We start from the raw sequence: 18,487 nt of genomic DNA on the forward strand, positions 1-18,487 counted from the left end.
ACTTCTGCACCTGGCGGGGGACCGCTTCGCAGTCCAGCGCGGGGCAAGCCCGCTCACTACAGAAAGCGCCCACCTGTGGAACCCTGAACTAAGCTCACAGTCGCATAAACACTGGCAAGTCGGCATCACGCAAAAGGAGCCTGCATGGGCGCTCGCATTTCCACCTGTATTTTTGGTCTTGGCTTACTGACGCTACTGAGCGGCTGTGGCGAGGAAAAGGCCGAACCCAAGGCGCATTCACGGGTGTTTGTGCAGACCGTGCAGTCGGCGGATTTTGCGGCGGCAGTCACGCTCACCGGTGATATCCAGGCCAGGGTGCAAACCGATCTGTCGTTTCGCGTCGGCGGTAAGATTATCCAGCGCATGGTGGATGTGGGTGACCGCGTAACCGCCAAGCAAGTGCTGGCCAAGCTCGACCCGAAGGATTTGCAAACCAACGTTGATTCCGCCCAGGCCCAGGTCGTGGCCGAGCAGGCGCGCGTCAAGCAAACCGCCGCCGCCTTTGTCCGCCAGGAAAAGCTCCTGCCCAAGGGCTACACCAGTCGCAGCGAATACGATTCCGCCCAGGCCGCGCTGCGCAGCAGTCAAAGTGCACTGGCGGCCGCCCAAGCCCAGTTGGCCAATGCCCGCGAACAACTCGGTTATACCGCGCTGATCGCCGAAGCGCCGGGTGTGATTACGGCGCGTCAGGCCGAGGTCGGCCAGGTGGTACAGGCCACTGTGCCGATTTTCAGCCTGGCCCGCGATGGCGAGCGTGATGCCGTATTCAACGTGTACGAGTCGCTGCTGGTAGAGCCGCCGCCGGATGCGCCGATCACCGTCAGCCTGTTGGATAACCCGAGCATCAAGGCCGTGGGCAAGGTCCGTGAGGTCACGCCAGCCGTGGCCGCGAATACCGGCACCGTGCAGGTGAAAATCGCCCTGCAAGCCCTGCCCAAGGGCATGGAGCTGGGCTCGGTGGTGAGCGCTACCGCCAATGGTCCGGCCAAGGCCAGTATCGAATTACCCTGGGCCGCGCTGACCAAAGATCTCAGCGAGCCCGCCGTTTGGTTGATCGACGGCGACGGCAAGGCGCAATTGCATAAAGTTACCGTGGCGCGTTACCTCACCGGCAAGGTCATCATTGGCGATGGCCTCAAAGGCGGCGAAAAAGTGGTGGTGGCCGGTGGGCAATTGCTGCACCCCGGCATGCTGGTCGAGATCGCCCAGCAAGGAGCGCAGCCATGAAGCGCCTGACGGGGGTACTCGCCGCCAGCCTGTTGCTGGTTGCCTGTTCGAAGGAAGAGCCGCCGCCGGAGCCCCTGCGCCCGGTGCTGTCCATGGAAGTAACATCGGAAGATCAGGAAAACCTCGGTCGTTTTGCCGGCACCATCCAGGCCCGCTACGAAAGTAACCTGGGCTTTCGCGTGCCTGGGCGTATTGCGCGGCGCGCCGTGGATGTGGGGGCCGAAGTGGAGAAGGGTGCCTTGCTCGCCGTACTCGATCCCACTGACCAACAGAACCAATTGCGTTCCGCCCAGGGCGATCTGGCGCGCGTACAGGCGCAATTCATCAATGCCCAGGCCAACGCCCGCCGTCAGCAGGAGCTGTTCAACCGTGGCGTCGGCGCCCAGGCCCAGTTGGATATTGCCCAGACTGACCTGAAAACCACCCAGGCCACCCTCGAGCAGGCACAAGCCTCAGTCAATCAAGCCAAAGACCAACTCAACTACGCCGAACTGCGCACCGACCATGCTGGCATCGTCACCGCCTGGAATGCCGAGGCCGGCCAGGTGGTCAGCGCTGGACAGCAAGTGGTGACCCTGGCCCGTCCGGATATCAAGGAAGCGGTGATTGATTTGCCTGCCGGCCTTGCCGAGCGCCTGCCGCATGACGTGGTGTTCCTAGTCGCCGGGCAACTCGACCCGAGCGTCAACACCACAGCCATCGTGCGCGAGATTGAGCCCCAGGCGCAAAGCGCCACACGCACCCGTCGCGCGCGGCTAACGCTGGCCGAAACACCACCGGCATTCCGCCTCGGCACGGCGATCAGCGTCACTCTGAGCACCGCCATCGCCCCGCGCATCGAAGTGCCCCTGAGCGCCCTGCAGGACGTCGACGGCAAGACCCGCATCTGGCTGCTCGACACCCAAAGCCAGACCGTGCAACCGCGCGACATCAGCGTGATCAGCCGTGATGCCAACAGCGCCTTGCTCAATGGCGGCGTCAAACCCGGCGAGCGCATTGTCACCGCTGGCGTGAACAGCCTGAAGCCTGGGCAGAAGGTCAAAATCGACGAGGACAGCCCGCGATGAAAGGGAGTTTCAACTTATCCGACTGGGCCCTCAAGCATCAGTCTTTCGTCTGGTACTTGATGTTCGTCGCGCTGCTGATGGGCGTGTTCTCCTACATGAACCTGGGCCGCGAGGAAGACCCCTCGTTCACCATCAAGACCATGGTGATCCAAACCCGCTGGCCGGGCGCGACCCAGGAAGAAACCCTCAAGCAGGTCACTGACCGCATCGAGAAAAAACTCGAAGAGCTGGACTCCCTCGACTACGTAAAAAGCTACACGCGGCCGGGCGAGTCCACGGTGTTCGTGTTCCTCAAGGACACCACCAGCGCCAAGGACATCCCGGGCATCTGGTACCAGGTCCGTAAGAAGATCGACGATATTCGCGGCAACTTCCCTCAAGGTTTGCAGGGGCCGTCATTCAACGATGAGTTCGGTGATGTGTTCGGCTCGGTGTACGCCTTTACCGGCGACGGCCTTTCGATGCGCCAGTTGCGCGACTACGTGGAACAGGTGCGCGCTGAGATTCGTTCGGTGCCGGGGTTGGGCAAGGTCGAGATGATCGGCCAGCAGGACGAAGTGATTTACCTGAATTTTTCCACGCGCAAGCTGGCGGCCCTGGGGATTGATCAGCGCCAGGTCGTGCAGAGCCTGCAGTCGCAAAATGCGGTGACCCCGGCCGGGGTGATCGAGGCCGGGCCGGAGCGGATTTCCGTGCGCACGTCGGGGCAATTTGCCTCGGAGAAAGACCTGGCCAACGTCAACCTGCGGCTCAATGACCGCTTCTATCGCCTGGCAGATATCGCAGAGATCACGCGTGGCTACGTCGACCCGGCGCGGCCGATGTTCCGCTTCAACGGTAAGCCGGCGTTAGGCTTGGCCATCGCGATGCAGAAGGGCGGCAATATCCAGTCGTTCGGCAAGGCCCTGCATGAACGCATGGACGAGTTGACCGCCGACCTGCCGGTGGGCGTCGGCGTGCACAAGGTCTCCGACCAGGCGGAAGTGGTGGAAGAAGCCGTCGGCGGCTTTACCAGTGCGCTGTTCGAAGCGGTGATTATCGTGCTGGTGGTGAGTTTTATCAGCCTGGGCATGCGCGCCGGGCTGGTGGTGGCGTGCTCGATTCCGTTGGTGCTGGCGCTGGTGTTCGTGTTCATGGAGTACAGCGGCATCACCATGCAGCGGGTATCGCTGGGCGCCTTGATTATCGCCTTAGGCCTGTTGGTGGATGACGCGATGATCACCGTCGAGATGATGATCACGCGCCTGGAAAAAGGCGAAACCAAGGAGCAGGCGGCGACCTACGCCTACACCTCGACGGCGTTTCCGATGCTCACCGGTACTTTGGTGACGGTCGCCGGCTTCGTGCCGATTGGCCTTAACGCCAGCTCGGCGGGCGAGTACACCTTCACCCTGTTCGCGGTCATTGCCGTGGCGATGCTGGTGTCGTGGGTGGTGGCGGTGCTGTTTGCGCCGGTGATCGGCGTGCATATTCTCAGCGCCAACGTGAAGCCGCACGATGGCGAGCCGGGGCGAATTGGCCGCGCTTTCAATGGCGGCATGCTGTGGGCCATGCGTAACCGCTGGTGGGCGATCGGCATCACCGTGGCGCTGTTTGTGGCGTCGGTGTTCTCCATGCAGTTTGTGCAGAACCAGTTCTTCCCCTCGTCGGACCGCCCGGAAATCCTCGTCGACCTCAACCTGCCGCAGAACGCCTCGATCAACGAGACCCGTAAAGCCGTCGACCGTCTGGAAGCGATCATCAAGGATGATCCGGACATTTCGCGCTGGAGCACCTACATCGGCCAGGGCGCGATCCGGTTCTACCTGCCGCTCGACCAGCAACTGGAAAACCCCTACTACGCGCAGTTGGTCATCGTGAGTAAGGGCCTGGAGGAGCGCGGCGAGTTGATCCAGCGTCTGCAAAAGCGCCTGCGTGATGACTTTGTCGGCATCGGCAGCTTTGTGCAGCCGCTGGAAATGGGCCCGCCGGTGGGGCGCCCGATTCAGTATCGCGTGTCGGGCAAAGACACCGACCAGGTGCGCAAACACGCCATCGAACTGGCGACGTTGTTGGATAAGAACACCCACCTGGGCGAGATCATCTACGACTGGAACGAGCCGGGCAAAGTGCTGCGCATCGACATTGCCCAGGACAAGGCGCGGCAACTGGGGCTGTCGTCGGAAGACGTGGCGCAGTTGATGAACAGCGTGGTCAGCGGCGCTTCGGTGACCCAAGTACACGATGATATCTACCTGATCAACGTGGTCGGCCGCGCCGAAGACGCCGAGCGCGGCACGCCGGAAACCTTGCAGAACCTGCAGATCGTCACGCCCAACGGCACCTCGATTCCGCTGCTGGCCTTCGCCACCGTACGCTATGAGTTGGAGCAGCCGCTGGTGTGGCGCCGCGATCGCAAGCCGACTATCACCATCAAGGCCTCGGTGCGCGATGAGATGCAGCCGACGGATCTGGTGAAGCAGCTCAAGCCGGAAATCGACAAGTTCAGCGCCGGTTTGCCGGTGGGCTACAAGGTCGCCACCGGCGGTACCGTGGAGGAAAGCGGCAAGGCCCAGGGCCCGATTGCCAGCGTGGTGCCATTGATGCTGTTCCTCATGGCAACCTTCCTGATGATCCAGCTGCACAGTGTGCAGAAGATGTTTCTGGTGGCGAGTGTTGCGCCGCTGGGGCTGATCGGCGTGGTGCTGGCGCTGATTCCCACCGGCACGCCCATGGGCTTTGTGGCAATCCTGGGTATTTTGGCGCTGATCGGCATCATCATCCGCAACTCGGTGATCCTCGTGACGCAAATCCATGAATACGAGGTGGCCGGTTATACGCCGTGGGATGCGGTGGTGGAAGCTACCGAGCACCGGCGTCGGCCGATCCTGCTCACGGCGGCGGCGGCGAGCCTGGGCATGATCCCGATTGCGCGGGAAGTGTTCTGGGGGCCGATGGCGTACGCGATGATTGGCGGGATTATCATCGCCACGTTGCTGACGCTGTTATTCCTGCCGGCGCTGTATGTGGCTTGGTACAAAATCCGCGAACCCAAACAGGAAACCCAGGAAAAACGCAGTTAAAAATGTGGGAGCGGCGGTGCGACGATTCGACTTGCTCGCGAATGCGGTAGCTCAGTTACAGATGTACTGACTGACACCCCGCATTCGCGAGCAAGCCCGCTCCCACAGTCGGAATGCATTGCCAGGCTGCTTTCAGCGTTTGCGCCAGACACTCGCCAGCCACGGTTGCTGCTCCCGAGGCAACCCAGCGGGACGGTAGTAATGCTCCAACTCATCAAACCCAGCCGCTGTCAGCAGTGACTGCCACGCCTCCAGGTCGTGATAAGACCCATACCGTGGCCCGTTCCAGCCTTCCCGGTTTTCGCCGCGTGGATTGGAGCTGAACAAGACTCCGCCTGATTTCAACGACCCGTGAAGCTGCTCCAGCACACGCGGTAATTCCTGCTTGGGAATGTGAAACAGCACCGCATTGGCAAAGATTCCATCGAAGCGCCGGGCCGGCAGATCCAGTTTGAGGAAATCCTGCTGCAACACTTCACAGCCACTGTCTTCGCGCGCCATCTGCGCAAACCGCTCCGAACCATCAAGCCCCACGGCGATATGCCCCATGCGCGTAAACGTCTGCAAATCGCGCCCCGGCCCGCAGCCGAAATCCAGCACGGTAAACGGCGCGGAGCCCTGGATATGCCGCAACAGCGCGTCGATGTTCTGGCTCACATCGTGATCGCGGGTGCCTTCGCGGAAATCCTCAGCCACTGTGTTGTAGTGGCCAAGGGTGGTGGCGGTGATCTGGTCGAGGTCGTCGGGCTTGAGAGTCATGGAGAGCAATACCGGGCGCTGAGATGGTCCGACTATACCTCACCGCTTGTTCAACACCCGCGCCAACCGATCCCCACCCAACTGAATCACCGCCACCAGAATCACCAGCAGCACGATCACCGTCAGCATGATCTGCGTATCGAAGCGCTGATAACCGTAGCGGTAGGCGATGTCACCCAAACCGCCCGCGCCAATCGCCCCGGCCATGGCGGACGAGTTGATCATGGTCACCAGGGTGATGGTGAACCCGCCGACAATTCCCGGCAACGCTTCCGGCAGCAGCACGTGCCAGATGATGTGCCAGCGTCGGCAGCCCATGGCTTGCGCGGCTTCGATCAGGCCGTGGTCAACCTCACGCAGGCTCACCTCGGCAATCCGTGCAAAAAATGGCGTGGCGGCGATGGTCAATGGCACGACCGCCGCCCACACGCCGTAGGTGGTGCCGACGATCAATCGGGTGAACGGGATCAATGCCACCATCAGGATCAAGAACGGAATCGAGCGGAACAGATTGACGAACGCCCCCAGCACGCGGTTCAGCGCCGGGGCTTGGTAAATGCCGCCCTTGTCGCTGGTGACCAGGAACACCGCCAGTGGAATTCCCACCAGCAACGCGATCAGCGACGACACGCCGACCATCAACAAGGTGTCGATGGCGCCCTGTACTAAACGATCAAACCACATAGCCCAGCACCTCCACCTGTTGTGCCCAATTCCCGGCGCGTTTACGCAGCTCGCAGGCGTCGTGGGGCGAGCCACTCACCGCCAGCAGCAGTTGCCCCAGGGCGTGCCCCTGGATACGTTCCACGCCGCCTTGCAGCAGGCGTACACGCCCGCCGAGCGCGCTGAACAACGCGGCCAGGTCCGGCTCGTCGGTATCGCTGCCGGTAAACTGCAAACGCAGCACCACAGCGGCATCGGTGGATTGCGGTGTGGCCTGCAAACGGCTTTGCAACTCGTCCGGCAGCCCATGTTGCAGCGGTGCCAGCAGGGTTTTGCTGACGTCATGTTGCGGGTTTCCAAACACTTGCCATACCGGGCCCTGTTCAACGATGCGCCCGTGTTCCAACACCACCACGCGGTCGCAGATTTCGCGGATCACTGCCATCTCATGGGTGATCAATACGATGGTCAGGCCCAGGCGCCGATTGATCTCACGCAGCAGGCCGAGGATCGACTGGGTGGTCTCTGGATCAAGGGCCGAGGTGGCTTCGTCGCAGAGCAAAATCTCTGGGTCGTGTACCAACGAACGAGCGATGCCCACGCGCTGTTTTTGCCCGCCGGAAAGCTGCGCCGGGTAGGACGTGTGCTTGTCCTGCAAACCCACCAATTCCAGCAGTTCGCGCACCTTTTGCTCACGTTGGGGCTTGGGCACTCCGGCCACTTTCAGTGGTAATTCGACGTTTTGCCACACGGTCTTGGCCGACATCAAATTGAAGTGCTGGAAGATCATGCCAATACGCCGACGCAGCGCCACCAGGCGGTCTTCGTCAAATTCGCCAATGTCCACCTGATCGATCAGCACCCGTCCGCTGCTGGGCTGCTCCAGGCGGTTGATGGTGCGGATCAGCGACGACTTGCCGGCGCCGCTGCGGCCGATAATGCCGAACACTTCACCGCGCTGTATCGCCAGGTCTATGCCTTGCAAGGCGTGCACGGTGCCGTCATAGGTCTTGCCCAGGTTGATAAAACGCACATGGGCGCGGTTCAGGTCCGGATGCAGTTCTGTCTGCTCGGCGTCCCTGGGCGCTGAGCCCAGGTCGCGCAATTGGGCATTGGCGGCGGTCATTTTTTATCTTCCCAGCCGACTTGGTAGAGCTTGCCGAGGGACTTATCCAACGCAGCGCGTACCACGGGCGAGTGCTGGTAGATATCGACGAACTTGATCACCCGCGGGTCGGTTTTGCTTTTCGGCTGGATCACGAACTGGATCACGTACTCCGGGTGGTCGAGGCCGTCGAACAGCAGCGCCGACTCAGCATCGAAGGTTTTGGACAGGCGGATATAGGCCGGGTAGCCCTGCACCAGGTCTGCATCGTCATAAGCGCGCACCAGTTGTACGGCCTCGACTTGCAGGATCTTGATCTTTTTCGGGTTGGTCACAATGTCTTCTTCGGTGGCCTTGTAGCCCACGCCCGGCTTGAGGGTGATCAGGCCAGCCTTGGCCAGCAATTGGAGGCCGCGACCGCTGTTGATCGGGTCGTTGGCAATCGCCACGCTGGCGCCCTGGGGCAAGTCGTTGATGCTTTTATATTTTTTCGAATACAGCCCGACGTTGTTGATGATGCCCGGCGCGTACGGCACCAGGTCAAAACCGGCGGCGGCCTTGGCGTTTTCCAGGAATGGGATGTGCTGGAAGTAGTTCACGTCGATATCACCGGCGGCCAGGCTGACGTTGGGCGCGATCCAGTCGGTGAACTCCACCAGCTCGACCTTCAGGCCTTGTTTGTCGGCTTCGGCTACCGCGGCTTCCAGGGGAATGGCGAAGGCGGCGGTGGTGCCGATTTTCAACGGCGCATCGGCGGCGAACGCCGCAGAGCTGAACAAACCGAAGGCCAGGGCCAGTGCTTTGACTGGGTGAGAGAGCAGTGTTTTTTTCATGGTCGATTTCCAGTCATAAGGTGTATTCATTAACAACTCGGTCAACTGTGGGAGCTGGCTTGCCTGCGATGGCGGTCTTTCAGCCACATGTGTATTCGCTGACCTACCGCTATCGCAGGCAAGCCAGCTCCCACAGTTTTGGTTCAGTGTCGGTAGGTCGAGCCGGTGTGTTGTTCGGGTAAGCGGGCGCTGCCACCGAAGACCTTTTCGCGCAGCGTTCCGGTGTCATAAGCAGTCTTGTACGAGCCGCGGCGCTGCAACTCCGGCACCACCAGATCAATGAAATCCACGTAACTTTCCGGCGTGACAATGCGCGTCAGGTTGAAGCCATCCAGGCCGGTCTCACTGATCCACGACTCCAACTCATCAGCAACCTGCTCAGGCGATCCCACCAACGTGATATAGCGCCCGCCCAGGGCGTGTTGCTCGAGCAATTTGCGCCGGGTCCAGTCGTTGTTCTGCAGGTTCTTGGTGGCCGATTGGATCGCGTTGCTCTTCACGTATTGGATCGGCTCGTCCAGTTCGTACTGAGCGAAGTCGATCGCGGTGGACGCCGAGAAATGCGCCACGCCGGCCTCCGCGCTGGCGTAGCTCAGGTATTCGGCGTGCTTGGCCCAGGCCAGCGCTTCAGTGGCGCCAACGATCACGTTGAGGCCCATGAACACCTTGATGTCATCCGGGTTGCGCCCGGCTTCCACGGCGCTGGCGCGCACCTTGTCCACCTGGAGCTTGGTCGCGGTCTTGTTCTGTCCGCTGATGAACACGCATTCGGCATGACGCCCGGCGAACAGCAAGCCCCGGTCCGAACTGCCCGCCTGAAACAGCACCGGCGTACGTTGCGGCGAGGGTTCGCACAGGTGATAACCCTCCACCTGATAGAACTCACCGTGATGCTCGACCTTGTGCACCTTGCCCGGCTGCGCATACACCCGCGCTTGTGGATCGTTGATCACTGCGTCGTCTTCCCAACTGCCTTCCCAGAGTTTGTAGAGCACCTCCAGGTATTCATCGGCCTGGTCATAACGGCGGTCGTGCTCGACTTGCTCGGTAAGCCCCATGGCCTTGGCGGCGCTGTCGAGGTAGCCGGTGACGATGTTCCAACCGACCCTGCCACGGCTCAGGTGGTCGAGCGTGGACATGCGCCGGGCAAACAGATACGGCGGCTCATAGGTGAGATTGGCGGTGAGGCCGAAGCCGAGGTTTTTTGTGACGGCGGCCATGGCCGAGACCAGCAGCAACGGGTCATTCACCGGCAGTTGGATCGACTCCTTGAGCGGCACATCAATCGAGTGCTGGTACACGTCGTACACACCGACGATATCGGCGATGAACAGGCCGTCGAACAGCCCACGCTCCAGGGTTTGCGCCAGGTCGGTCCAGTACTCGATGGTTTTGTATTGGGTGGACGTGTCCCGTGGGTGGGTCCACAGGCCGTGGTTGATGTGCCCGATGCAGTTCATGTTGAAGGCATTGAGCAGGATTTTTTTCTTCGCCATCAAATGGTCCCCCGCAGTGGCGGGTTTTCATTGTTGAGGTAGTAATTGCCCACCGCGTGGTACTTCCAGCGCACCGGGTCGTGCAGGGTGTGCACGCGAGCGTTGCGCCAGTGACGGTCAAGGCCGTGCTCGGCCAGGGTGGCCTGGCTGCCGGTCAGTTCAAACAGCGTGCTGCCGGCGGCCAGGGAGATTTCGGTGCTCAAGGCGCGGACTTCGGCGATGGCAATCGAGGCGGCAGCCACGGTCTCGGCGTTGCTGTCGGCCTGGGCGCGGTCGAGAAATTCTCCTGCGCGTTCCAACAGCGCCTCGGTGGCGTGCAGGCGGATGCTCAGGTGACCGAAGCTTTTCAGGGTCAGCGGGTCTTCGGTGGCCTTGTCGCTGCCGGAATCGATCCACGGACGGGTCTTGGTGCGAACGAAGTGCAACGCATCTTCAAAGGCGGCGCGGGCAATGCCGGTGTCGATGGCCGCATGGAGGATCTGCGCCAGCGGGCCAACGGTGGTCGGGCGTTCGAAGGCGCTTTGGAACGGGATCACGTCATGCGCGGCGACCCACACGTTGTCGAACACCACCGAACCGCTGCCGGTGGTGCGCTGGCCGAAGCCGCTCCAGTCGTCGATGACCGTCAGGCCTTCGCTGTCGCGCGGTACAAAGGCGAGTTGCTGCACGCCCTGTTCATCCACCACCGAGGTGGGAATGCGTTGGGCGTAGATCGCGCCGGTGGAATAGAACTTGCGGCCACTGATGCGAAAACCATCGCCGTCGCGGGTGATGGACGTAACGCGGTCATGGGCGGTCTTGGTGCCCAGTTCCGCCAGGGCGTTGCCGAAGCGTTGGCCGGCTAGGACTTCGGCGTACAGGCGTTTTTGCTGCGCCGGGCTGCCGTTTACGCGCAGCACTTCCAGTGCGTAGAAATGGTTCTGCGGGATCTGGCCCAGCGAGGCGTCAGCCTGGGCGATCAGCGCAATGACCTTGGCCAGGGTGACGTTGGACACGCCTGCGCCGCCGTACTCCTTGGGCACGCTGATGCCCCACAGGCCGGAGCGCGAAAACACGTCCAGCTCGGGCAAGGGCAGGCGGCGCTCGCGGTCGCGCTGGGCGCTGTCGCGGCGGAAGTCTTCGGCCAGGTCGCTGGCGACAATAAGGGCGTGTTCGTCGCTGGTAATGACCGCGACGGGGTTAGAGAAAGTCATGATGTTCTCCAGATGTCTGGTCAGTCAGATCCAGGAATGTCGAGCCGGCAACGTGCCGTTCAGTCGATAAGCGCCCACCGCGTGATACTTCCAGCGCACCGGGTCGTGCAGGGTGTGCACCCGCGCGTTGCGCCAGTGACGGTCGAGGTTGAACTCGGCGAGGGTGGCGCGGCTGCCGGCCAGTTCGAAGAGCTTTTCGCTGACCAGCAGCGACACTTCGGTGGTCAGCACTTTCGCCTCGGCCACGGCAATCGACGCACGCGCGGCTGACTGAGCGGTGATCGGCGCGGCGCTGACCTGGTCCAGCACCTGACCGGCCTTGCGCAGCAGGGCTTCGGCGGCGTGCAGTTCGATCTTGAGCTTGCCGATATCGGCGATCACATACAGGTCATCACTGGCGCGTTCGACCTTGGCATCGATCCAGGGACGCGAGCGTTCACGAACGAAGGCGATGGTGTCCTCAAGCGCGCCGCGCGCAATGCCGGCGTCGATGGCGGCCTGAATCAGTTGGGAAACGGCGCCCTGGATGTTCGGGGTTTCGCCGATGCGCCAGTTTTCCACGACCCGTTCGGCGTCCACCGGCACCTGGTCCAGCAGCACCGTGCCACTGGCAGTAGTGCGTTGGCCGAAGCCCGACCAGTCATCAACAATGCGCAGCCCTTCGGTGCCACGGCGCACGAACGCCATGACCTGCTTGCCGTCATCGTTCAGGGCTTTTACCGCAACCCAATGCGCAAACAGCGCGCCGGTGGAATAGAACTTCTGGCCGCTGATTAGGTAACCGTCACCCTTGGCGGTGATGCGCGCCTTGAGCTCCAGGGTGTTCTTGGTCCCGCGTTCCGGGCCGCCATTGCCGATGCGCCAACCGTCGAGGACGCTCTGGAACAGCTGCTTTTTCTGGCGCTCGGTGGCCGCACCCTGTAACAGGTGCAGGATGCCGAAATGGTTCTGCGGGATCTGCCCGAGGGCCGGGTCTGCCGCGCTGATGATCGCGAACACGTCGGCCAGGGTTACAAAAGACACCTGCGGGCCGCCGTATTCACGGGGAATGGAAATACTGCCCAGCCCACTGCGGGTGAACTGTTCAATCTGCGCCCACGGCAGCCGGCGTTGCCTGTCGCGCTTGGCGGCTTGCAGGCGCGCAGCCTGAGCCAGCTCACGGGCAGCGTTCAACGCCTCTGCATCGTTGCGCAGCACAGCGGCCGGCAACAGCAGGGGGGCTACATCCAGATCACGCTGGGGAGTTGTTAGAGCCAAGTTAGACATCAGCGCCGCTCCTTGGCTGCACGTAATGCCCTGGCGTTGCGCACCGGGGTAATTCTGACCATACCGACCTCGCATTCAATGAAATAAAAACAGAAAAATCAGAGATGTCCGGTGGTCCGGTGCATATACCCTAAGCGTGTTAAATATTTAAATAAACTAACTTTTGGGAATATGCATAGAAGGTCTGTCACCCAGGTTCGCAGGGCGACCCGAGAGGGCGGGGACGATAGATCAGCGCAGTCCCGGCCGGGTGGGTTGGCACCTCGGCGGCAATGCGTAAAGTGCGGGCGGGTGCCCAGCGTGAGTTGTTGCCGACGCGATCCAGAATGCAATAGGTCACCTCCAGCCGGCAGTCGTCGCCGGCTTCGACAATCACCGTCGAAGGCACCCACACCTGCACCGCCTGGCCGATTTCCCTGGCCTGGATCTTCGGCAGATCCAGGCGCACATCGCCCCAGCGCAGGGTGATGGCATCGCCGGTGGTCATGTTCAGGTACGGCTCGATGGTCAGGGGAATACCACGCCGTACCTGGCTGGCGTTGACGCCGCAGCGGCGGATGGTCTCGGGCAGGCCCACGGGGGCGAGGTTGTGGTTTTCGTCGCGGTACAGGGGCGAGGGTTGGCCGCCAGGGTAGTGGGTCTTTACGCGCACCCGCGTTTCGGCGGAGCGCGCAGGGCCATGGCCGATCTGCATGACCTGGTAATGGACCTGAGCCGGTCCATCCAGCACGAAACTTTCCGGCACCCGCAGGTGGGTGAATGCGCCGACCTTGCACGCGGTCACCCGCCGTGAAGCGGCAAAGCAGTTGTTCCAGAACAGCTCGATCAGGTCGCCTTCATCCATGCCGGGATACGGCGCGATGTCGACCTGCAGGTGTGTGGCGGCCAGGGCATTGATGCCATTGCCGATGGCCTGGGGCAGTGTCGGGGCAGTGAGCAGGGGGGGCGTCATAAATAATCTCCTTGATACAGCCAGCAGCAATCGTCCCGGACCTTTGGCGCGGGTGCGCGGGGTGACCGAAATGAACGATTCAGAAAACAGCTGGGATAGGATCCAATCCTCTGAACGCTAGATAAGAGGGTTGGCCAAGGGGCGTCAATGGCGGCAAAAGGCTAAACGGCGGGTTTGGCGATATTCAGAAGGGTCTGACTGGGGCGGGGATATTCAGGCGGATACGGGGGGATGTTTTACAGGTTGGAATGAGGACTTCCTGTAGGAACACCCTTGTGTGGGAGCTGGCTTGCCTGCGATAGCATCACCCAGGTGTGACTGCTCTACCGAGGTGTCTGCATCGCAGGCAAGCCAGCTCCCACACAGGGGTTCAGTGCGCCAGAAACTTGCTCAAAAACTGCCGGGTGCGTTCTTCCTTGGGGTTGGCAAACAGCGTCTTGGCTTCGCCTTGTTCAACGATCACGCCCTTGTCGAAGAAGATCACGCGGTTGGCCACGTCACGGGCAAAGCTCATCTCGTGGGTGACGATGACCATGGTGCGGTTTTCTTCGGCAAGGCTGCGAATGGTCGCCAGCACTTCGCCCACCAGCTCCGGGTCCAGCGCCGAGGTGGGTTCGTCAAACAGAATCACCTCCGGCTCCATGGCCAGTGCACGCGCAATCGCCACGCGCTGTTGCTGGCCACCGGACAAGCGCCGTGGGTAGACATCTTCCTTACCTGCCAGGCCCACCTTGGCCAGCAGTTTGCGCCCCAGGGTGTCAGCGGCTTCGCGTGGCATCTTCTTGACCACGGTGGGGCCTTCGATGACGTTTTCCAGCGCAGTGCGGTGCGGGAACAGGTTGAAGCTCTGGAATACAAACCCCACGTGCTGGCGCAGGCGCCGCACCAGGCTTTGTTGCTGGTTGATCGGCCTGCTGGTGTCGATTTCGATGTCGCCTACCTTGATGCGGCCACTGGTGGGCTGTTCGAGGAAGTTCAGGCAGCGCAGGAAGGTGGTCTTGCCGGAACCGCTGGGGCCGATAATGGCGATGACTTCGCCTTCCTTGACCTCAAGGTCGATGCCGTTGAGCACCACCTGACCGTTGAATTGTTTGGTCAGTTTTTCAACCACGATCATGCTTCAGGACTCCAGGTCATGCCGGTTGACCCGGGCTTCCAGACGATTTTGGAAATACGCCAGGATGCTGACCAGCACCCAGTAGATCAGGGCGGCCGACAGGTACATCGCGAAAATCTCGAACGTGCGCGCGGACACCAACTGCGCCTGGCGCAGCAGCTCGGGCACTTGGATGGTCGCTGCCAGCGAGGTGTCCTTCACCAGCGATGTAAAGCTGTTACCCAGCGGTGGCAATGCAGTACGCATCGCCTGCGGCAGGATCGCCCGACGCAGGGTCTGCACACGGGTCATGCCGATACTGGCAGCGGCTTCCCACTGGCCACGCTCGATAGAGCTGATGGCGGCGCGCAAGGTTTCACAGATATACGCTGCCATGTTCAATGAGAGGCCGATCAACGCGGCGGGAATCGGGTCGAGTTCGATACCCACTTGCGGCAAGCCGTAATACATCATGAACAGCTGCACCAGCAACGGCGTACCGCGAAAGAACGACACGTAGACGCGGGCGATCCAACTCAGCGTCTTGAAGCGCGACAAACGCATCAAGGCCAGGCCGAAGCCCAGCACAAAGCCGAAAAACAAACCGCCCAGGCTCAAGATCACGGTGAAGTACACGCCCTGCATCAAGAAGGGCGTGGAATTCAGGATCAATTGAAACTTTTCTTCCATTATTGGGTGACGTCAGCGTTGAAGTACTTCTCGGAGAGTTTTTTCAACGTGCCGTCTGCGCGCAGTTTTTCGATGGCCTTGTTGACCGCAGCCAGCAACTCAGGCTCGCCTTTACGCAGGGCTACGCCTGCTTCTTGACGAGAAAACGCGTCACCGGCAGCGGCGGTGTCCGGGGCTTTTTTGGCGTATTCCAGTGCCGCCAGGCGGTCGATCAGGATGGCGTCGATACGGCCGATGCGCAGGTCCTGGAACTTGGTTGGGTCATCTTCGTAGGTGCGGATATCAGCGTTCTTGACGTTGGCTTTCACCCACTCCTCGTAATTGGTGCCCAGGCCCACCCCGACCTTTTTACCGGCCAGGTCGGCAGCAGATTTGATATTGAGTTTGTCTTCGTTCTTCTTCAGTACCAACGCCTGAATCCCGGAAACGGTGTAGGGCTCAGAAAAGTCGTACTTCTTTTTGCGCTCTTCGGAAATGGTGACTTGGTTGATCACCGCGTCCAGTCGCTTGGATTCCAGTGCGGCCAGGATGCCGTCCCACTTGGTGGCCTGCAGTTTGACCTTCACGCCCAGCTCCTTGGCCAGCGCTTCGGAAAACTCCACTTCAAAACCCGCGAGCTTGCCGTCTTCCCCTACAAAGCTGAAGGGTGGGTAAGTGCCTTCCAGACCGACGTTGATGACGCCGGCTTTCTTGATGTTGTTCAGCTGCTCGCCGGCAATTGCCTGGCCCATCAGGCCAGCCCCGAGTGCCAGGCCCAAAGTGCCGACCAGCAACGTGCGACGGAATACAGAAATAGTCATGAAGAGCCCCTGTGTTTTTATGTTGAGCGAAGCAGGTGACGCGGTAGTCGTATCCTGCCTTAAAGCGCGTAGCGCGTCTTCGCCTACGGCGCGACTATAAAGCTGGTTTTTAAGACTTGAAAATAATATAAATATAAATTGATATTCTTTTTTGGAATATATAAAAGATCTAATGTGGGAGCGTTTATTCAGCTGAACACTGAGTCATAGGCAAACAACGCCGGCGCCCCGCCGGTATGCAGGAAAATAATCGGCCCGTCTTCAAACCGGTTACGGCCGATACCGTCCAGCAAGCCGGCCATGGCCTTGCCAGTGTAGACCGGGTCCAGCAGCAGGCCTTCCTGACTCGCCAATAGCTTGACCGCAGAAAGGGTGCCGGCGTTCGGTTCGCCATAGCGCGGCCCGAAGTATTCGTCCCACAGGATCACCTTGAACGCTTGCGGGATATCCACACCCAGCAACTGCGCGGTACGTTCGGCCAAGTCCTGCACTTTCGGGCGCTGGGCTTCGTCGGTACGCGACACGGTGACGCCAATTACGGGCAGGTCTGGCAGCACTTCACTCAAGGCCAGGGCGAGGCCGCTGTGGGTCCCCGCACTGCCGGAGGCCAACACCACGGCGGCAAATTCGATGCCGCTGTCTTCGATCTGCGCGGCCAGCTCAAGCCCGGCGCGTACATAACCCAGGGCGCCCAGGGCATTGGAGCCGCCGATAGGCACCAGGTACGGCTTCTTGCCGCTGCTGCGCAGGCGGTCGGCGAGGGCATTGAGCTGGTCGTCGACGTTGTCGAGGTTTTCCACCAACTCTACTTTGGCGTCGAACAGGTCAAGCAGCAGGCGGTTGCCATTGCCCAGGTAGTTGGGGTCGTCGGTACCGGTAGGGTTTTCCAGCAAGGCAACGCAGCCCAGGCCCAGCTTGGCGGCCAGCGCAGCGGTCTGGCGTACGTGATTGGACTGGATAGCGCCGGCGGTCACCAGGGTGTCGGCGCCTTGGGCGATGGCATCGGCGGCCAGGTATTCAAGTTTGCGCAGCTTATTGCCGCCCATGGCCAGCGGCGTGGTGTCGTCGCGCTTGACGTACACATCCCTGCCCAGCCAGGCCGACAGCCGCTCGAGTTTTTCCAGGGCAGTGGCGCCGCCCAGCAATTCCAGGCGGTTAAAACGGTCGAGCTGTTGTTTGATCATGGCTACGCACGGTTGATGAGTATGGGGCGACTATAGGCAGGCACTTTTCATCGGGCAACCGACAATCGCTTATTCCGGACAGTTCTTAGTATCACACCATTGGTTCTTAAGAGTGGCCCGGGCGCATACCGTAAAGTGATGGCCATTTCGTCAGGAGTGAATACCGTGAGTGAGCGTTCCAGTCATTGGCAACTACAGACCATCGTCAGCCAACTGCGCGGCGCCCGGGACCAGTGGCGAACGCGCAATGGGCGCTTGAGTGGCGAGCATGGCGGCCGTGAGTTGCCGTCACGCGAGGCGGTGGCGCAGATTCTCGAAGCACTGTGTGGCGCGCTTTTCCCCATGCGCCTGGGTCCGGTGGACCTGCGTGAAGAGAGTGAAGATTTTTACGTCGGCCATACCCTCGATGTGGCACTCAATGCTCTGCTTGGTCAAGCGCGCCTGGAGTTGCGCTACGCTGCGCGCCAGGGCGCCCAGGACGACAGCACTGTCGATGCTCACGCCATCCGGCTGATCCAGGATTTCGCCCTGGCCCTGCCGTCCCTGCGCAGCCTGTTGGACACCGACGTTCTCGCCGCCTATCACGGCGACCCGGCCGCGCGCAGTGTTGATGAAGTGCTGCTGTGCTATCCGGGGATCCTGGCGGTGATTCACCATCGCCTGGCCCACCACCTGTACCGCGCCGGCCTACCGCTGTTGGCGCGGATCAGCGCGGAAATTGCCCACTCGGCCACCGGTATTGATATCCACCCCGGCGCGCAGATCGGCCCGAGTTTCTTTATTGACCACGGCACCGGTGTGGTGATCGGCGAAACCGCGATCATCGGCGAGCGCGTGCGCATCTACCAGGCCGTGACCCTGGGCGCCAAGCGCTTCCCGGCCGATGAAGATGGGCAGTTGCAGAAGGGCCACCCACGCCATCCGATTGTCGAGGACGACGTGGTGATTTACGCCGGGGCGACCATCCTGGGACGCATCACCATTGGCAAAGGCTCAACCATCGGCGGCAACGTGTGGTTGACTCGCAGTGTGCCGGCGGGGGCGAACCTGACGCAGGCGAACCTGCAGCACGATGACGGCACGCAAAAGTAAAC

Annotated in this window: 16 protein-coding genes; 4 read left to right on the forward strand and 12 right to left on the reverse strand. The window is 61.2% G+C overall.

What is annotated here, in order from left to right:
- The first annotated feature begins 144 nt into the window (after window positions 1-144).
- From AB4O35_RS07180 to AB4O35_RS07190, 3 genes are read left to right on the forward strand one after another with little or no spacing between them, the layout of a single operon-like run.
- Window positions 145-1,227 carry an efflux RND transporter periplasmic adaptor subunit gene (locus tag AB4O35_RS07180; RefSeq protein ID WP_065879744.1) on the forward strand — a complete coding sequence of 361 codons (1,083 nt, stop codon included), beginning with the start codon at window positions 145-147 and terminating at the stop codon, window positions 1,225-1,227.
- Window positions 1,224-2,294: an efflux RND transporter periplasmic adaptor subunit gene (locus AB4O35_RS07185; RefSeq protein ID WP_065875890.1), complete on the forward strand. Its 1,071-nt coding sequence runs from the start codon at window positions 1,224-1,226 to the stop codon at window positions 2,292-2,294. The genes AB4O35_RS07180 and AB4O35_RS07185 overlap by 4 nt, the downstream gene beginning before the upstream one ends.
- On the forward strand, window positions 2,291-5,356 hold the full coding sequence (locus AB4O35_RS07190) for an efflux RND transporter permease subunit (protein ID WP_065875888.1): 3,066 nt from the start codon (window positions 2,291-2,293) through the stop codon (window positions 5,354-5,356). The genes AB4O35_RS07185 and AB4O35_RS07190 overlap by 4 nt, the downstream gene beginning before the upstream one ends.
- 132 nt (window positions 5,357-5,488) lie before the next feature.
- Here AB4O35_RS07190 and AB4O35_RS07195 read toward each other — a convergent pair whose 3' ends face one another.
- The 12 genes from AB4O35_RS07195 to AB4O35_RS07250 all read right to left on the reverse strand — a co-directional run bounded on the left by AB4O35_RS07195 (window position 5,489) and on the right by AB4O35_RS07250 (window position 17,393).
- Window positions 5,489-6,115, reverse strand: coding sequence for a class I SAM-dependent methyltransferase (locus AB4O35_RS07195; RefSeq protein ID WP_065875886.1), 627 nt, complete (start codon window positions 6,113-6,115; stop codon window positions 5,489-5,491).
- Between the two features lie 39 nt (window positions 6,116-6,154).
- Window positions 6,155-6,799, reverse strand: a complete 645-nt coding sequence (locus AB4O35_RS07200; RefSeq protein ID WP_016974994.1) for a methionine ABC transporter permease — start codon at window positions 6,797-6,799, stop codon at window positions 6,155-6,157.
- Complete coding sequence (locus tag AB4O35_RS07205; protein WP_065879749.1) at window positions 6,789-7,904, reverse strand: methionine ABC transporter ATP-binding protein; 1,116 nt, start codon at window positions 7,902-7,904, stop codon at window positions 6,789-6,791. The genes AB4O35_RS07200 and AB4O35_RS07205 overlap by 11 nt, the downstream gene beginning before the upstream one ends.
- Window positions 7,901-8,716, reverse strand: coding sequence for a MetQ/NlpA family ABC transporter substrate-binding protein (locus tag AB4O35_RS07210; RefSeq protein ID WP_065879750.1), 816 nt, complete (start codon window positions 8,714-8,716; stop codon window positions 7,901-7,903). The genes AB4O35_RS07205 and AB4O35_RS07210 overlap by 4 nt, the downstream gene beginning before the upstream one ends.
- A gap of 143 nt (window positions 8,717-8,859) precedes the next feature.
- Window positions 8,860-10,212, reverse strand: coding sequence for an LLM class flavin-dependent oxidoreductase (locus AB4O35_RS07215; protein WP_065875880.1), 1,353 nt, complete (start codon window positions 10,210-10,212; stop codon window positions 8,860-8,862).
- Window positions 10,212-11,405 carry an SfnB family sulfur acquisition oxidoreductase gene (locus tag AB4O35_RS07220; RefSeq protein ID WP_065875877.1) on the reverse strand — a complete coding sequence of 398 codons (1,194 nt, stop codon included), beginning with the start codon at window positions 11,403-11,405 and terminating at the stop codon, window positions 10,212-10,214. Before AB4O35_RS07220 ends, AB4O35_RS07215 begins: the two co-directional genes overlap by 1 nt.
- 24 nt (window positions 11,406-11,429) lie before the next feature.
- On the reverse strand, window positions 11,430-12,671 hold the full coding sequence (locus AB4O35_RS07225) for an SfnB family sulfur acquisition oxidoreductase (protein ID WP_065945609.1): 1,242 nt from the start codon (window positions 12,669-12,671) through the stop codon (window positions 11,430-11,432).
- Between the two features lie 187 nt (window positions 12,672-12,858).
- Window positions 12,859-13,623 (reverse strand): hypothetical protein, encoded by a 765-nt coding sequence (locus AB4O35_RS07230; RefSeq protein ID WP_065875873.1) that lies wholly within the window; start codon window positions 13,621-13,623, stop codon window positions 12,859-12,861.
- Window positions 13,624-13,993: 370 nt separating this feature from the next.
- Window positions 13,994-14,740: an L-cystine ABC transporter ATP-binding protein TcyN gene (gene tcyN / locus AB4O35_RS07235; protein ID WP_065875871.1), complete on the reverse strand. Its 747-nt coding sequence runs from the start codon at window positions 14,738-14,740 to the stop codon at window positions 13,994-13,996.
- A 3-nt stretch (window positions 14,741-14,743) separates the two neighbouring features.
- Window positions 14,744-15,409 carry a cystine ABC transporter permease gene (gene tcyL, locus AB4O35_RS07240; protein ID WP_049710605.1) on the reverse strand — a complete coding sequence of 222 codons (666 nt, stop codon included), beginning with the start codon at window positions 15,407-15,409 and terminating at the stop codon, window positions 14,744-14,746.
- Window positions 15,409-16,209 (reverse strand): cystine ABC transporter substrate-binding protein, encoded by an 801-nt coding sequence (tcyJ, locus tag AB4O35_RS07245; protein ID WP_065875870.1) that lies wholly within the window; start codon window positions 16,207-16,209, stop codon window positions 15,409-15,411. Before tcyJ ends, tcyL begins: the two co-directional genes overlap by 1 nt.
- A gap of 188 nt (window positions 16,210-16,397) precedes the next feature.
- The gene (locus tag AB4O35_RS07250) at window positions 16,398-17,393 is read right to left on the reverse strand and encodes a D-cysteine desulfhydrase (protein ID WP_065879753.1); all 996 of its coding nucleotides are present in this window, start codon (window positions 17,391-17,393) and stop codon (window positions 16,398-16,400) included.
- 165 nt (window positions 17,394-17,558) lie between these two features.
- Between AB4O35_RS07250 and epsC the strand changes: the two genes are divergently transcribed.
- Window positions 17,559-18,485 carry a serine O-acetyltransferase EpsC gene (gene epsC / locus AB4O35_RS07255; protein WP_065875866.1) on the forward strand — a complete coding sequence of 309 codons (927 nt, stop codon included), beginning with the start codon at window positions 17,559-17,561 and terminating at the stop codon, window positions 18,483-18,485.
- Window positions 18,486-18,487 lie beyond the last annotated feature (2 nt).

The organism is Pseudomonas sp. H1_A03, from assembly GCF_054685145.1.

What these genes read in the sequence shown, in the direction of transcription:
- AB4O35_RS07180 (WP_065879744.1), top strand. Translation starts at nt 145, where the DNA reads ATGGGCGCTCGCATTTCCACCTGTATTTTTGGTCTTGGCTTACTGACG.
- AB4O35_RS07185 (WP_065875890.1), top strand. Translation starts at nt 1,224, where the DNA reads ATGAAGCGCCTGACGGGGGTACTCGCCGCCAGCCTGTTGCTGGTTGCC.
- AB4O35_RS07190 (WP_065875888.1), top strand. Translation starts at nt 2,291, where the DNA reads ATGAAAGGGAGTTTCAACTTATCCGACTGGGCCCTCAAGCATCAGTCT.
- AB4O35_RS07195 (WP_065875886.1), bottom strand. Translation starts at nt 6,115, where the DNA reads ATGACTCTCAAGCCCGACGACCTCGACCAGATCACCGCCACCACCCTT.
- AB4O35_RS07200 (WP_016974994.1), bottom strand. Translation starts at nt 6,799, where the DNA reads ATGTGGTTTGATCGTTTAGTACAGGGCGCCATCGACACCTTGTTGATG.
- AB4O35_RS07205 (WP_065879749.1), bottom strand. Translation starts at nt 7,904, where the DNA reads ATGACCGCCGCCAATGCCCAATTGCGCGACCTGGGCTCAGCGCCCAGG.
- AB4O35_RS07210 (WP_065879750.1), bottom strand. Translation starts at nt 8,716, where the DNA reads ATGAAAAAAACACTGCTCTCTCACCCAGTCAAAGCACTGGCCCTGGCC.
- AB4O35_RS07215 (WP_065875880.1), bottom strand. Translation starts at nt 10,212, where the DNA reads ATGGCGAAGAAAAAAATCCTGCTCAATGCCTTCAACATGAACTGCATC.
- AB4O35_RS07220 (WP_065875877.1), bottom strand. Translation starts at nt 11,405, where the DNA reads ATGACTTTCTCTAACCCCGTCGCGGTCATTACCAGCGACGAACACGCC.
- AB4O35_RS07225 (WP_065945609.1), bottom strand. Translation starts at nt 12,671, where the DNA reads ATGTCTAACTTGGCTCTAACAACTCCCCAGCGTGATCTGGATGTAGCC.
- AB4O35_RS07230 (WP_065875873.1), bottom strand. Translation starts at nt 13,623, where the DNA reads ATGACGCCCCCCCTGCTCACTGCCCCGACACTGCCCCAGGCCATCGGC.
- tcyN (WP_065875871.1), bottom strand. Translation starts at nt 14,740, where the DNA reads ATGATCGTGGTTGAAAAACTGACCAAACAATTCAACGGTCAGGTGGTG.
- tcyL (WP_049710605.1), bottom strand. Translation starts at nt 15,409, where the DNA reads ATGGAAGAAAAGTTTCAATTGATCCTGAATTCCACGCCCTTCTTGATG.
- tcyJ (WP_065875870.1), bottom strand. Translation starts at nt 16,209, where the DNA reads ATGACTATTTCTGTATTCCGTCGCACGTTGCTGGTCGGCACTTTGGGC.
- AB4O35_RS07250 (WP_065879753.1), bottom strand. Translation starts at nt 17,393, where the DNA reads ATGATCAAACAACAGCTCGACCGTTTTAACCGCCTGGAATTGCTGGGC.